Source organism: Elusimicrobiota bacterium, assembly GCA_016788905.1.
In the GTDB taxonomy this organism is placed as follows: domain Bacteria; phylum Elusimicrobiota; class Elusimicrobia; order FEN-1173; family FEN-1173; genus JADKHR01.
Genome location: JAEURZ010000002.1, coordinates 60,559 through 74,995, shown reverse-complemented (window position 1 = coordinate 74,995; position 14,437 = coordinate 60,559). Strand labels below are relative to the sequence as shown.

13 protein-coding genes are annotated in these 14,437 nt (G+C 55.4%); 3 read left to right on the top strand and 10 right to left on the bottom strand.

Annotated elements, in window-relative coordinates:
• Window positions 1-2: 2 nt before the first annotated feature.
• The 10 genes from JNK54_01125 to JNK54_01080 form a co-directional block, all read right to left on the bottom strand.
• Window positions 3-1,214: a prepilin-type N-terminal cleavage/methylation domain-containing protein gene (locus JNK54_01125; protein MBL8022872.1), complete on the bottom strand. Its 1,212-nt coding sequence runs from the start codon at window positions 1,212-1,214 to the stop codon at window positions 3-5.
• Window positions 1,211-3,274, bottom strand: coding sequence for a VCBS repeat-containing protein (locus tag JNK54_01120; protein ID MBL8022871.1), 2,064 nt, complete (start codon window positions 3,272-3,274; stop codon window positions 1,211-1,213). Before JNK54_01120 ends, JNK54_01125 begins: the two co-directional genes overlap by 4 nt.
• Before the next feature lie 190 nt (window positions 3,275-3,464).
• Entirely contained in the window at window positions 3,465-4,376 is a 912-nt protein-coding gene (locus JNK54_01115) for an RluA family pseudouridine synthase (protein ID MBL8022870.1), read from the bottom strand.
• Window positions 4,373-5,140, bottom strand: a complete 768-nt coding sequence (lgt, locus tag JNK54_01110) for a prolipoprotein diacylglyceryl transferase (protein MBL8022869.1) — start codon at window positions 5,138-5,140, stop codon at window positions 4,373-4,375. Before lgt ends, JNK54_01115 begins: the two co-directional genes overlap by 4 nt.
• Window positions 5,141-5,252: 112 nt before the next feature.
• Window positions 5,253-5,705: a signal peptidase II gene (lspA, locus tag JNK54_01105; GenBank protein MBL8022868.1), complete on the bottom strand. Its 453-nt coding sequence runs from the start codon at window positions 5,703-5,705 to the stop codon at window positions 5,253-5,255.
• Window positions 5,702-8,503 carry an isoleucine--tRNA ligase gene (ileS, locus tag JNK54_01100; GenBank protein ID MBL8022867.1) on the bottom strand — a complete coding sequence of 934 codons (2,802 nt, stop codon included), beginning with the start codon at window positions 8,501-8,503 and terminating at the stop codon, window positions 5,702-5,704. Before ileS ends, lspA begins: the two co-directional genes overlap by 4 nt.
• 74 nt (window positions 8,504-8,577) lie before the next feature.
• Window positions 8,578-9,654: an S-methyl-5-thioribose-1-phosphate isomerase gene (gene mtnA, locus JNK54_01095; protein MBL8022866.1), complete on the bottom strand. Its 1,077-nt coding sequence runs from the start codon at window positions 9,652-9,654 to the stop codon at window positions 8,578-8,580.
• Window positions 9,655-9,689: 35 nt separating this feature from the next.
• On the bottom strand, window positions 9,690-9,953 hold the full coding sequence (locus JNK54_01090; GenBank protein MBL8022865.1) for a YggU family protein: 264 nt from the start codon (window positions 9,951-9,953) through the stop codon (window positions 9,690-9,692).
• Between the two features lie 89 nt (window positions 9,954-10,042).
• The gene (locus tag JNK54_01085; GenBank protein ID MBL8022864.1) at window positions 10,043-10,816 is read right to left on the bottom strand and encodes a pyrroline-5-carboxylate reductase; all 774 of its coding nucleotides are present in this window, start codon (window positions 10,814-10,816) and stop codon (window positions 10,043-10,045) included.
• Window positions 10,817-10,848: 32 nt separating this feature from the next.
• A complete protein-coding gene (locus JNK54_01080) occupies window positions 10,849-11,568 on the bottom strand; it encodes a YggS family pyridoxal phosphate-dependent enzyme (protein MBL8022863.1) in 720 nt (239 codons plus the stop codon).
• Between the two features lie 121 nt (window positions 11,569-11,689).
• On the opposite strand from JNK54_01080, the gene JNK54_01075 reads away from it, so the two are divergent.
• From JNK54_01075 to JNK54_01065, 3 genes are read left to right on the top strand one after another with little or no spacing between them, the layout of a single operon-like run.
• Entirely contained in the window at window positions 11,690-12,259 is a 570-nt protein-coding gene (locus tag JNK54_01075; GenBank protein ID MBL8022862.1) for an OmpA family protein, read from the top strand.
• A gap of 56 nt (window positions 12,260-12,315) precedes the next feature.
• On the top strand, window positions 12,316-13,164 hold the full coding sequence (gene ybgF / locus JNK54_01070; GenBank protein ID MBL8022861.1) for a tol-pal system protein YbgF: 849 nt from the start codon (window positions 12,316-12,318) through the stop codon (window positions 13,162-13,164).
• An 11-nt stretch (window positions 13,165-13,175) separates the two neighbouring features.
• Window positions 13,176-14,432, top strand: a complete 1,257-nt coding sequence (locus JNK54_01065) for a PD40 domain-containing protein (GenBank protein ID MBL8022860.1) — start codon at window positions 13,176-13,178, stop codon at window positions 14,430-14,432.
• The last annotated feature ends 5 nt before the right edge of the window (window positions 14,433-14,437 follow it).

Genomic DNA, 14,437 nt, shown 5'->3' with positions numbered 1-14,437 from the left:
GGCTAGTCCGTTGGGGGAAAAAGTCTTCGCGCGAGCGAGAGTGTTTGGCTGGGGTCCGTCGGATCCCGAACAGTGACCGTCAGTTGGATCGGTCGGTTGGTCCCCAATAAAGCGTCCCCCACCCACGTTACAAGGAGCCGGTCGATATTCGGTAATGTGCGGCCCGGGGTGACCCCGGGCCAGATGTTTCCGCTCGGGTCCAAAAAGGGGATCGGGGTCGTAAATCGGAGTAAGGTGGGTTGTGTTGCTGGGAACCGCTGGAAATCCCGATCGGAAAAAACATAGAGCATTGCCTGCAAATCTCCCGTTCGAAGGTCGCTCTTGTAAAAAACCATCCCGATATCGTTTCGATGATTCAGATTGACATTGGGGTCGCCGGGGTTAAACGAGAGGGCTGAAGCAAATTGTATATCCGCGATCGTGGTGTCAGGGGACAGCGCAATATCGTCAAAGAAACTGGTGAGAGGGCGGGTGGGAGCGCCTGTGTTCGTTGTTCGGAGGACAACGTTATAGGTCGTGTTGGGGTTTAATCGGGCGGCCGGAATCGCAACTCTTAAATTAACCCAATTCGCTGTGGGGTTACTGACGGAAGCAATCTCCAAACCATTGATATCTTGAAGAAGGATCGTCGCGATGGCGCTGGTTCCCCCCCCGTCATTGTCTCCCCGTGCGAATCCCGACAACACATACCCCTGTCTGTCGCGCAACGAATTAAAGTCCGGGCTCCGGACGTTAAACGGTGTTCCCGTAACGGACGATGTCACCGCCAAACTTCCCATCCCGTGAAGCCTTTCGCTTGGCAATCGTGTCACTTGGGCCACCGCATACCCTGTGCCCAATCCGGGAATGCCCATGGGGATAACGGGCATAAAGGGAAAAAACCAAGCGTTTCTGTTCGTCGAGTCCGTCGTTAAGTTGGGATAATCCAGATCAAATCCCGGATCGGAAGACGTACGGAAATTTGAACCGCCCCAGGAGAAGACCACGTTATTGCAAAGGACGTTCCCCAGCGTATGGCGCCGGGCCGACATTAAATCGTTCTCAATGATAAACATGACCCGCTGCAGATCTGTGAGACGTTTTAGCCTTCTTTCAGAGGAAATACGGTGATCGGTCATCCCTTTTCCAAACCAAGCCATCATGCCCATAAAAATGGCCAACACCGTGACGGACACCATCAATTCTATCAATGTCACCCCTCGTCTAGAATTCATTCGAAAGGAACAGAATGAACCCCGATTCCGCCGATGGCCATGGGCGCGGTGGAAATCGTTATGATGCCCCCGGCATTGTCCGTCCCTAACATAATGGTCAATGTTTTTTCGGTCCCCGTGGGATGTTGAACCGTGGCGGAAATCCGTGCCCGTTGCAGTCCCGCCATATTGTTGATAAATATTGTCATGGGTAACTTCGGGCCTGTTCGAACGAAATCGGTTAAACCATCCCGATTGAAATCGCCCGTGGAGATGTTGGCCCAGGGATTCAAGCCCCTGTCCCCGATAAAAGAAAAAGGATTTGTTCTTTCCTCCGCGGTTCGAAACGGGGGTTTAATTTGCCTGAGTTTTGTGAAGCGGCCTGGCCTTGTTTGGATAAAAATGGTCGCGGGATCTGTGTTGGCGAAATTTGTTGATTCGGGGAGGTTGTTGACCACGATAATATCTTGCAGGTCATCACCGTTTAAATCCACAACCTGGAAAAACGTTGGAAACCTCCTGGTGTTTAGGTTCGCGGTGTCGCCGCAAGGTAACTCCTGTTCCAAACGGATAGTAACGTTGTCGTTTCCCCGAGGTTGAATTCGATAAATGCGTATACCATCATCGTCCAAGGAAACGAGTTCATCATTGCGGTTGTCAATGATGTCAACGGCCTGGATATGATGAAACCCCCCTTGGATCTGATTGCTGGTTCGATGGAGGTTCAATTCTGTTGCGGGGGCGATTCGTCGAAAAAAGGTTGTGCTCGGAACGCCGTTTCGGTTTCCAAAAAGAACTCCGGAATTGGTGCAGACGTAGGCCTCGTTATTACCGCCAATTCTCAACCGGACAAATTGCGTGCAATTCAACCCTGCATTGTGAAGGTTGTCAATTCCGTCCTGAAGAACGGCTCGATAGGTCGATGTGGAAAACCGAGAATCGTCAGCCCCGGGGGTGTTACGGTACCAAAAGAGGGGATACGATAGCCTAAAGCCTGAATTGGGTTCGAACCATCGATCCCCGATTTGTGGAAGGGGGAGTGGATTCGGTTGAGGAAAACGAGCTCTCAGATCATCGTGTGTCGGAAAATCACTGTAAGTAAAGGCGGGGTTTGTGTTTCGCAGGTTTAAATTATACATGTTGTAGATGAGGATGTCGTCATTGTTGTCATTGTCGATTGGGAAAACGTCGATGAGGAGGGGGTTCATGCTGGCGGCGGGGCCTTCCCAGCCAAAGGTTGATCCAGTGTAAAATATCATGGGCACGCGATCGTAATTGTATTCAGAAATGGGACGATCGGTGAAATCCAGTCTTCCGCCAACCCACCCATTGTTTTGCAACCACATCACCCGTCCTGCCCCAGAAAAGGGGCGAAGGGTCGTTGTGGTGTGGTATTCGGCGTTGCTGATACTTCCATCGCACGGTGAGGTCAACACAATGTCCAACCCCGTTTGGGCAGGATCCCTTAGTCTTGCCAGTCGGATGCCCTGTCCCATGCGAAGGCGGACAGGGGCGCCTCCGGGGGTGATAAAATACATGGTGAAGTGGCCGCGTCCATCGCCCCTGAACCAAGCCAGATCACTTCCAACGTAAGGGGGAAAGAGCAATTGTCCTGCCGCGACGTTAGGGGAAGGAGGGGCAAAATGCCCGAATTGAAAGTTAGGGTACGGAGGATTAACCCAAATGTTTGGTTCTGTGGGCAGGTTATAAGTGGCGTTAGTCTGTGCGCCCCAAAGGGCATCTCCTCGAGTGAGGAAGGGGGTTGTGATGCTGAAATTATTGTTTCGAAAATTAAATTGTGGAAAAGCGGTTGCAGCGGTGGTGTAATCTCCGTTATGGGGGATCGCGTTTGCCAAAGCGACGATGTCCAGGTTTCCGTCCCCGTCTAAGTCCCCCACCGCGGTGGCGACTATATTGGTAAAAAAACGCCGGGCATTCGCGGGGTAATGTTGATCGCCACCGACGCCCAAATCATACGCGTTGAAGGGATCAGCGAAATCTGAAGGAACGGGAGCGGGAAGGGGTGGAACGGACAAACTAAAATAAGGTAGACCAATAAAAAAGGCAGTGAGGGCCGCCACCCTTCCAAGCAGACCTATACGATATGAAATACTAAAGAAGCCCATGGCCCCCCCCTTTCTCACCGATAAATATCCTTTTAGGATCACACTCCTCTTAATGATTGCGCTCAATCCAAGTATTGTCAAGGTGTTCCTGTCCCCGACCCAAGCACTGATTTCTTGCCCAATGGGTATTTAACCCCGGATTCCGTTAAATTTCTTGGGAATTAAGAAACCTCAAAAAATCTTTTGGTGGATTCGATTTCATTATCATGGTTTTTGAGTTTTCTGGGTGACGGAATTCAATTTTAAAAGCATGGAGAAACGGTCGGGGGCCGGGGGGGCCTCCGTAGAGTTTGTCTCCCAGAAGGGGGTGGCCCAGGGCCGATAGTTGGACACGGATTTGGTGGGTGCGGCCGGTGCGGGGGTGGACTTCCAGGAGCGTGACGGGGTGGGGGCGATGGTGGGGAAACGATTTCAAGACGCTGTATTCTGTTTCAGACCAACGGCCCGTGTCGGTGGACATGCGTTGGGGTGTGTTGCGGGACCGGCCCACCATGGACTGGATACGGCCCGCTGATTTTACGGTTCCCATGACCACGGCAAAATAGGTTTTCTTGACGGTTCGTTCAGCGAATTGGCGGGAAAGGTTTTCAGCGGCGGCTGGGGTTTTGGCGATCACCATGACACCGGAGGTCCCCCGGTCCAGGCGATGCACCACACCGGGTCGATCCGTGGCGGGCCGTTGCCCCCCGTCGGCCCATCCGGCGGAGAGTTTGGGCCACAGGCGCTGGATGACCGTGTCGGTCCGGTGGGGGCCCGCGGGATGAACCACCAGGCCTGCCGGTTTGTCCACCACGATAATGTCCGCGTCTTCGTACAAAATGGGCACGCTTTCGGTTTCGGCGGGAGGGAGCGCGGTAAAGGTGGGGAGACGAACCTGAACCTGTTCCCCCTTCTCAAGAATCCGACGGGAGGGGGCTGTTTGGCCGTTCACCGTTACGGCTTTCTCATCAATCAAATGTTGAACCCGTGTCCGGGAGAGGGGGGCCAGGGACCGCGTGAGAAACCGATCCAGCCGTTCCGGTTCCCCGGAAAAAACGAAATATTTTTCTTCGCTCACGACTTTTGTCGGGTTCGGAGGGAGATCAGGAGCAGGGACCCAGCAATGGTAAGTCCGATCGCCACGAGACCTGTGGCCGAAAAAATCCCAAGGCCCGTCCCTCGGGCGTCCGCCCTGAAGTATTCCACCCCGAGCCGTGCCGCGCCAGCCAATAAAAGATAGACCCCCGTTAATCGTCCGGCGCGGCTGGACCAGGGGGATTTGGACAGGATCAACAAGAAAGCGGCAAGGAGAAGATTGAGTCCCGCGTCATAAAGCTGAGTGGGGTGCAGGGGTTGACCTGTAGGAGCCAAGCTTTCGGCGTGGTGAAAAGTGATGGCCCAGGGGAGGTCGCAGGTCCGGCCGAAACAACAGCCGGCGAAGAGGCATCCTATTCGGCCCAGGGCTTGACCGACAGCCACGGCGGGGGCGAAAATATCGGTCATCGGTAAAAAGGGTAAACGGCGACGGCGAAGAAAGAGAGCAAAAGCCACGAGGGCGCCGAGAAAGCCCCCCTGCCACATCAGTCCCCCCTGCCAAATTTTAAGGGTGTCCAGCCATTGGCCGGAAAACTCGGCCCCATGGAAAAGAACATAGAAGAGTCGAGCGCCCAGAAGCCCGCCCAGAAGAAGAGGAAACAGAGCGTCCCCAACAACGGCAGGGGAAATCTCCCGGCGTCTTGCCATGGCGGAAGCAATTCCGTACCCGGCCAAAAAGCCAAACGCCGCAAACAAACCGTAGGTGTGGAGAGAAAACGGACCCCAGTGAAAAAGAACGGGGTACATGGTTAGAAGGATCGCCCCCCCCCTCTCCCCTTCCCTCTCCCGCAAGCGGGAGAGGGTGGCCCGGAGGGACGGGAGAGGGGGGGTGTGGAGAGCATTTGTTTTGAAGGGGGGGTCATTTTGGTTTCGCTGTCAATAAATTCTGTAGCAGAAGGAAAGTGACGCCGACCGATATAGCCGAATCCGCCACGTTAAAGGCGGGCCAGTGCCAGGCGTGCCAGTGGACATCTAAAAAATCGGTCACACCGCCCCGTCGTAAACGGTCCGCAAGGTTCCCCAACGCACCGCCCCACACCAGGGCAACTCCCACGGAGGCCCACCGACCCTGGGTTGTCAGATCTTTGTGCATTTTAACCAAGAGGGCGAGGATCACGATGGTGAGACCCACAAACAAACGGTTGGACTGGGCCATCATTCCAAAGGCGGCCCCTGTGTTTTGCACGTGGGTCAGGGCGAAAAAGGGAAGGACAGAAACAGAGTGTCCCAGGGGGATGATTCTTTCCACAAGGATTTTTGAAGCCTGATCAAGGAGAACGAGAAGCAGGACGATGCTTATAAAGCGTTTCACGTCAGGGAAGGGCCCCGAATTTTTTCTGCTTCCCCACAACGACCACAGAGCCCCTCTGTCAGGTCCCGCCAAATCCAGCACCGGGGACATTTTTCTCCAGAGGCGGCCTTAACGCTTAAGACGTCGATGGGTTCCCCAGTGGAGGTGAGTTCCAAGGTGACCTGGGCCACGCCCATGAGGGACGCGAGCTCTTCAGGAGAAAGCGCGCTCAACGGGGCGTTCCCTTCGTGAATCCGGAGATGAATCGCGGAATCGTTCGACGATTTAACGGTGCCGGCCTGGCGCGCTTTTTCCACAGATTCGTTGACCGCCCGTTTGGCCCGTAAAAAATCGCCCATGACGAAATTTTTACCAGCGGGGAGGGGAATCTCTTTTGGGAACGGATTCAGGAAGACGCTTTCGGGATTGTCCCCCTCCGCGAGAAGATTTTGTTCGCCCAAAGTTTGCCAGGTTTCCTCGGCAGTAAAAGAGAGTAAAGGCGCCAGGGCCCGGGCCAGGGTTCGGCCCATATGCCACAGGGCCGTCTGAGTACTTCGTCGGCGAGGGGCGTCGGGCGCGTCGCAATAGAGGACATCTTTTCGGACATCCAGATAGAACTCTGAAAGGGTGTTGATGCAAAAGTGGTCCGCCAAGGCCGCGGTGACTTGGTGAAATTCCTGTTCATCAAAATGGCGAGTGATTTGGTCCACCAACTTGTTCAACGCCGAGAGGGCCGCCAGGTCCAAAACATCCATCTGGTCGAACGGAACGGCGTGTTGGGCGGGGACGAAATCCCCCAGATTTCCCAAGAGGAAGCGCAGGGTGTTTCGAATTTTTCGGTAGGTGTCGATGACCCGGTTTAAGATATCTTGGGAGAGGCGAACGTCTTCCCGGTAATCCGTTACGGACACCCAAAGGCGAACGATGTCGGCCCCGTATTTTTGGATGAGTTCTTGGGGCGCAATGACATTTCCCATGGACTTGGACATGGCCCGACCCTGCCCGTCCAAAACAAAGCCGTGGGTGAGCACCCGTCCGTAAGGGGGCGCACCGGTCAGTGCCACCGCGGGGAGGAGTGACGTTTGAAACCAGCCTCGATGCTGATCGGACCCTTCCAAATACATGATGTCTTCCCGGCCCACGTTTTTCGTCTCGGCCCGTTGACCGAGGACAGAAACCCAGGACACACCGGAATCAAACCAAACGTCCAAAATGTCTTCGTCTTTTTTAAATTTGCTCTTCCCGCATTTGGTGCAAGGGGCTTTCACCCCAAAAAAAGCCGGATCTTTCTCATACCAGATGTCGCTCCCGTGGGCACGAAACGCCTCGACCACCTGGGCAAAGACGGCGGGGTCTTTCAGGGGTTCGCCGCAGGCGTCGCAGAGGAACATGGGGATCGGGGTACCCCAAAACCGTTGACGGGACAAGCACCAATCGGGCCGGGTTTTTAACATACCCAGGATGCGTTCCTGGCCGTAATCGGGGATCCACTCCACATGGTCCGTGCTCTTGATGAGGGCCGCGCGAAACGAATCGGTTACTTTCAAAAACCACTGTTTAGCCGCCCGGAACAGAATGGGGTTTTTGCATCGCCAGCAATGGGGGTAGCTGTGGGTGACCTTCGTCTCTTTTAACAAAAGTTGGTTTTTGGCCAATCGTTCAAGAATCAAGGGGTTGGCGTCCCACACGGATTTCCCCGCCAAGTCGTTAGGCAGGACGTCGTCAGAAAATCGACCCCGGTCATCCACGGGAGACAACACGGGGAGGCCGTAGGATTTTCCCGCCACATAGTCGTCTTCCCCATGGCCGGGGGCGATGTGGACAACCCCGGTGCCTTCCGACGAGGAAACGAAATCAGCGAGCAGTCCTTGGGAGTCATTGTTGTTCACAGGATTTTTGGCAACCAGGCCTTCCAGGGCCAGCCCATCCACCGAGGGGGCGTCGGATTTTCCACCACCAAACATTTCTTCCAACACCGCCCACCCCGGATCGCCCACCAGGAAACGATCATGGGTTTTGGGCGACTCCCAAATGCGGTAGCGCCCTTCGGGGTGAAAGGCCAACGCCACGTTCGCGGGGAGAGTCCAGGGGGTCGTGGTCCAAATCAGGACATGGACTTTTTTCCCGTGGCTGCGGGCTAACTTTTGGGCGTCTTCATTGGAGGGCCATTCAACGATGGGGAATTTGACGAAAAGGGATGTGGACGTTTTTTCTGCGTATTCCACTTCGGCTTCGGCCAGTGCCGTTTCACACTGGGGGCACCAATAAACGGGTTTGCGGTCTTGAACCACATGGCCCTTGGCCAGGAGGTCGTAAAACGTTTTGGCGATACCCGCCTCATATTCTGGGGTGAGGGTCTTGTAGGGATGGTCCCAGTCGGCCTGAATGCCCAGCCGTTTGAATTCTCGACGTTGAACGTCGATCCAGTTGTCCGCATAGCGGGCCGCTTCTTGCCGGAAAGGCAGCCGGCCGACCTTGCGTTTGTCCCAACCCTTTTCTTTCATCAGTTGATGTTCGATGGGGAGCCCGTGGCAATCCCAGCCGGGAATGTAGGGGGACCGAAACCCTTGGAGAGATTTGTACTTCACGATAATGTCTTTCAAAACTTTGTTGAGAGCGTGTCCCATATGAATCGCCCCATTGGCGTAAGGGGGACCATCGTGGAGAACAAAGGCGGGGCCATCGGCGTTCTTTTTTTGGATTAATTTATAGAGCTGTTGTTTCTCCCATTGGGACAAGAGTTCGGGTTCCCGAATCGGGAGATCCGCTTTCATGGGGAAGTTCGTTCTGGGGAGTTGAACGTTAAATTTGGGTTTCATAGGGAGATCATTCTAGCGAATCTGGACCCGTTCGTGTGGGGGACGGCGCCATTTCGTAAATCGCGTGGCGGACGTTAGGGGTTAAATTTCGCCAATTGGGACGGGGTGAAAACCCCGCGTTCGGTAATGATGGCGGTGATCAGTTTGGCGGGCGTGACGTCAAAAGCGGGGTGACGGGCCTGGGCTTTTTTCGGGGCGAGGGCGATTCCGCCCAAGGTTAAAACCTCTTGAGGCGAACGTTCTTCAATGGGAATTCCGGCTCCGGTACGGGTCGAGCGGTCCATGGTCGAGAAGGGGGCGGCCACGTAAAACGGAACTCCATGGTATTGGGCCAGAATGGCCAAACCGTAAGTCCCAATCTTGTTGGCGGTGTCGCCATTGGCGGCGACTCGGTCGGCCCCCACAATCACAGCGGAAATTTTTTCAGATTTAAAAATGTGGCCGGCCATATTATCGGTCAGAACCGTGTAGGGGATCCCTTCCCGGTCCAATTCCCAGGCGGTCAGTCGGACGCCTTGGAGGTATGGACGGGTTTCGTCCGCATACACCCGCTTGATTTTCCCCTGCGCGTGGGCGGAACGAATCACGCCTAAAGCCGTCCCGTATCCAGCGGTGGCCAGGGCGCCCGCGTTGCAATGGGTTAAGACCACGGCGTGTTGGGGCAGAAGCTTTGCCCCGGCGTCCCCGATGGCTCGGCAGGAGGCGATATCGTCGTGATGAATAGCCAGCGCTTCCCGTTCAAGAGTTTGGGGGAGATTGTGGATTTGAAGGGGAGGGGTTTCCCACAGCCGGGCCATTCGGTTCAAAGCCCAAAACAGATTCACGGCGGTGGGCCGCGTGGCGGCCAAGACGGTTCTGGCCTTGTTGAGGTGGGAGATGAGGTCGCTCGGACGGCGAAAGGCCCGTTCCCGTGCGGCGAGCGCGAGACCAAAGGCGGCGGCACACCCAATGGCGGGCGCCCCGCGGATGGACATGTCCCGGATCGCCCGAGCCACCGCCTCGTGGGTTCGACAGGGGACCCATCGAATACGGCGGGGCAGGTCCCGTTGTTCCAAAACATCAAGTCGCGTGTGCTTCCAACGGTAAGCCTGGACAGGCTCCCGCTCCGGTTGGTTATTTAGAGATCGTTGATTCGGAGCGACGGGGGACATGGAAAAACGCCCGGCCCTAAGGGCCGGGCGCGTTCTCAGGGGATCGTTTCCATAACGTCTTCAAGCTCTTCTTCAGTGCGACCTGAAATTTCCACGGTTTTCTCTTTCCCTTTTTGGCCGCGAACAATCTTGACGCTTCGGTTTTTCACTTCGAAGAACTCCGCCAAGAAGTTGGTCAGTTCCGCGTTGGCTTTCCCGTCAATAGCCGGGGCGGCCACCTTCACGCGCACAGTGGAGCCAATACGGCCCACCACTTCGCTCCGGACGGCGTTTGGTATCACTCGGACACGGATGATCATGGGTGCGTCTCCTTTGCATTTCTCACGCAGGGGGGTGATCTCCCCGAAAATTTTCGGACGACAGGTTCAATCAAACCAATAATTTTAATTTAATCTCCCGCCGATAATTCTTGGGACCGACGGAGCGCTGCGGTCACCGCTTTTTTAAAAAGACCCGCCATATCGTCTTTGGCCAACACGGCTAGGGCCGCTTCAGTGGTTCCCCCCGGGCTTGTGACCCGCCGCCGGAGTTCTTCCGCTGGAACCGATGTTTCTGCCAGCATGCGACCCGCACCATAAACGGTCTGGTGCGCAAGCCCATCCGCAAGACCTTTCGGTAATCCCATGGAGACGCCAGCGGCGGCTAAACATTCCGCCAGATAAAAAACGTAGGCCGGCCCCGATCCAGAAAGGGCTGTGACAGCGTCCATTTGTGTCTCGGGAACTTTCCACACCAGCCCCAGGGACGATAAAATTGTTTGGGCGATCCCTGCGTGATTCCGGCCCGCGTAACGGCCCAAGGCAAAAACCATGGCCCCGGCCCGAAGAAGAGCGGGGGTGTTCGGCATGGCCCGAATGACGGGAACCTTTCCCAGCAAATTCTCGATCTGTCTCGTTCGGACACCCGCCGCCACAGAGACCACGAGGGTTTGTTCACTCACCTCTCCGGCGATTTCCCGCAAAACGCCTGAAACCTGCTGCGGTTTAACACAGAGGAGAACGACATTCGCTCCTCGGATCGCGATCCGATTGTCCTTTTCGGTGCGCACACGCCACTTATTCTTTAACGCGGCACGTTTTTTCCCATCAACGTCCGCGACCGTGACCTGTCCGGGCTGAACTCGTTTGGCGGAGAGGAGTCCCGCGACCAGAGCTCCCCCCATGTTCCCCGCTCCCAAAACCGCCAATCGAAGGGTCACTCCCGATCACCAAAAAGGGCGGACCCGATGCGGACCATGGTGCTCCCTTCCTCGACGGCCACTTCAAAGTCTTGGGACATCCCCATAGACAGTACAGGGCGGGGAACCATGAACGCTCCCTTGTTTCGTTCAAAGAGGGACCTCAATGAGGCGAAATAGGGCCTGGTTTTCTCACTGTCTTTGAAGAGAGGAGCAACGCCCATGAGTCCTTCAATTCTTAAGAACGAAAGACGTGATGCCAAATCCAGAAACGCGGTCAGATGGTCGGGGGGAAGCCCTTGTTTATTAGGTTCTTTCGAGATTTTAACTTCCACCAGACAACTGACCGGTTGGGCTCGCCGTTCGCCCTCTTTGTCCAAAAGTTCAGCCAGTTTCAAACTGTCCACGGATTGGATACAATCAAAGAGTTCCACCGCCCGTCTCAGTTTATTGGTCTGCAGATGCCCGATCAGATGCCAGCGGGGGGCTTGTTCCGGTGGAAACCGGTCCAGAAAAGTTTCCCGCTTTTTGAACGCTTCCTGCACGCGGCTTTCGCCAAACTGACGAAGGCCAAGGGACAGGGCTTCTTCCATTCTCTCGGTGGAAATCCTTTTTGTAACGGCCATGATCTCCACCGGGTCGGGGGGGCGTCGGGCGCGTTTTGCCGCGGCCGCTAGGCGGTTCTTGACATTGTCCAACGCGCGGGCAAAAGGGATAGGAGCCGCAGAATTCGCCATGATAGTGAAACAGAATGATACAAAAAAACAGCTTTTTTTGCAACGCTTGCTTAAAAGGGGGGGAATATGGTTAACTCTCTCTCATCCGGAATCATTGTTTACACTTATTAAGGAGATACCCATGAATTCAACCTATAAAATCGTTTTATCTGGTTTCACTCTGGTGGCCTTCGGTTTGGCTCTGACCGGCTGTCCTAAAGCCAAGGGCCCGATGGTGGAAGCTGAGCCTGTGGAGATTGTCGCTCCCGTTCCTGTGGAAGAAATTGTTCCCGTGGTTCCCACTGTGAATGTGGGGAACACGTGGGCCACCGCCCCGGGCTTCATTGACGCGATCCGTTTTGACTACATGAAATCCGACTTGACGGCTGAAGCGCGAGCCAGCCTGAAAAAGAACGCGGCGGTTTTGAAGGCGATTCGCAAAACGGCTCCTGGGGTGATGATCCGTGTGGAAGGCCATTGCGATGATCGCGGGACCTTGGAATACAATATGGCGTTGGGTCAGCGACGCGCCAAATCGGTACGGGACTACTACGTCACGTTGGGTGTATCCAAAGCCGCTCTGGAAACGGTTTCCTTTGGCGAAGAACGACCCCTCTGCACCGAGTCCTCCGATTATTGCTGGGCTCAGAACCGGCGTGGCGAGACCACGCTCAAAGCGGCCGCTCCTGTCAGCGTTCCGCTTCCGAAATAAATTCAAAACACCGCCGCCTTTCTGCCCTTGGGGTGGGAAGGCGGCGGGTTCTTTTTATGACAAAAATTCCTCTCTTTTTCCTTGGTTCTGCTCTGGTGTTCTCCGGTTGCTTGGCCACCAGCCAGGAGATCACTGATCTTCGAGGGGACATCGTCCGACTTCAATCCTCATTGTCGGCCCAACAAAAAGTTCAAGGAAAATTCCAGGACGCTCTCCGGGATAATCAGGAATCTCTCCAGGGCAATCAAGCCGATCTCTCGGCCAAGATGGAAGAGCTCACAGGAAAACTGGAATCCCTGTCGTCTCAGTTGGTGGAAACCGACAACAATATGATGGGGTTGGCCACTCGTATTGACGATTTGGATAAAAACACCTCCAACCGTCTGGACGCTGTGGTAAAAACTGTGCAAGGGGTAAAATCCATACCGGCTCCTTCCCCTTCCCGGTTCTACCAAGCGGGGGCAAACGAATTCGCCAAACGTCGCTACGGTCAAGCGATTGAAATTTTTCAGACCTATCTGGATCAATACCCCGATACCGAACGAGCTCCTCAAGCCCAATATTTTATAGGCGAAAGTCATTTCGCGCAGAAGAATTGGGAAGAGGCTCTCGAAGCGTTTAACGCGGTTCTCACCGCGTACCCGAAATCCAGGCAGGTTCCCACGGCGTTGTTGCAGAAAGGGTTGACGCTGGAGCAGATGGGGAAAACACCCGAGGCCATCAAAATTTTTGATGGGTTGAGGCGGAGTTACCCCCATCGCAAAGAAGCCCAAACCGCTCACGGACGGCTCAAAGTCCTTCGCGGAGACACAGACGAGCTGGCGCCGAAACCTAAACCAAAGCCTGCGGTGAAACCCAAGGCGAGTCCTCCCCCAGCCCCCCCCCAAAAAAGCTCGGCGCCGTAGGCTGGAGTGGTATGAAATTTCTCCTTCACATCCCGATGTTGTTCCTCGCGGTTCCATTGATGGCGGATTCTCTCTATCTGGAACTTTCGGCAACAGGAGATAAAATCGATCTGGGATTGGCCTCGATCAAAACGGATCGCTCTCTACTGGATTCGCCGGATCAGGCGGCTGAAATTTTTCGAGTGGTCAAAAACGATCTCGGGTTCACTGGTCTCTTTCGACTTATGGAGGGAGGCCCATCCTCGGGGGCCCCTAAGTTGACGGAAGGATGGTCCCGGTTGGGGGCCGATGTGGTGAGCGTGGGGTCGGTGGAGAAGGCTCTGTTGGGACGACGTCAGTTTGCGGTGGAATTACGGGACGCCAACACCGGCCGGACGGTTCTGGCGAAGAAGTTTCTTTTAGATGAGGGGGCGCGGCGGGCCGCGCACCGATGGGCCGACGAGATCGTTCTCTATTTTACCGGACAATCCGGGATCGCTTCCAGTCGGGTGGTTTTTGTCAACGATACGACCGGGTCGAAAGAGGTGTGTATCGTGGACGCGGATGGGGCCAATTTCCAGCGATTGACCAACGATCGGGTCATCTCTCTTTTCCCAAAACTTTCACCTGACGGGGAATGGATTATTTTTACCTCTTTTCGTGAGGGACGGCCAGCCATTTACAAGATGCGGTCGGACGGCCGGGACAAAACGGCCCTGTGTCGCTACGATGGGCTCAATTCCGCCGCGGCGTGGATGCCGGATGGGAAATCCATTGTGGCGACCCTTTCGGATGGGCGGTCCCCCAATCTATCCCAGGTGGATCTGGACGGTCGGGTGATCCAGGTTTTAACAAATTCCTCCGCTGTGGACACGGCCCCCACCGTTTCTCCGGATGGGTTGCGCGTGGCGTTTACATCGGACCGACCGGGGTCTCCCCAGATTTATTTCATGGACGCCAGCGGCGCCAACATTCGTCGCGGGACCAGCGGGCCCCAGGCCGATTCCCCCCATTGGTCGCCGCTGGGCCACCTGTTGGTGTTCACTCAATTGGAAAAGAAATATTTTGACCTTTGGACCTTGGAAGTGGCCACAGGGAAACTCTCCCGTCTGACTTATGGCGAAGGAGATAACGAAAACGCTTCCTGGTCTCCGGACGGCCGGCATGTCGTTTTCAGCAGTACCCGTCGGGGCCGACCGGAACTGTGGGTGATGGGAGCCGATGGCTCGAGTCCCCGACCTCTGGGCCCCATCCCCGGACGAAGTTTCACTCCCCATTGGGGACAATGACGAAA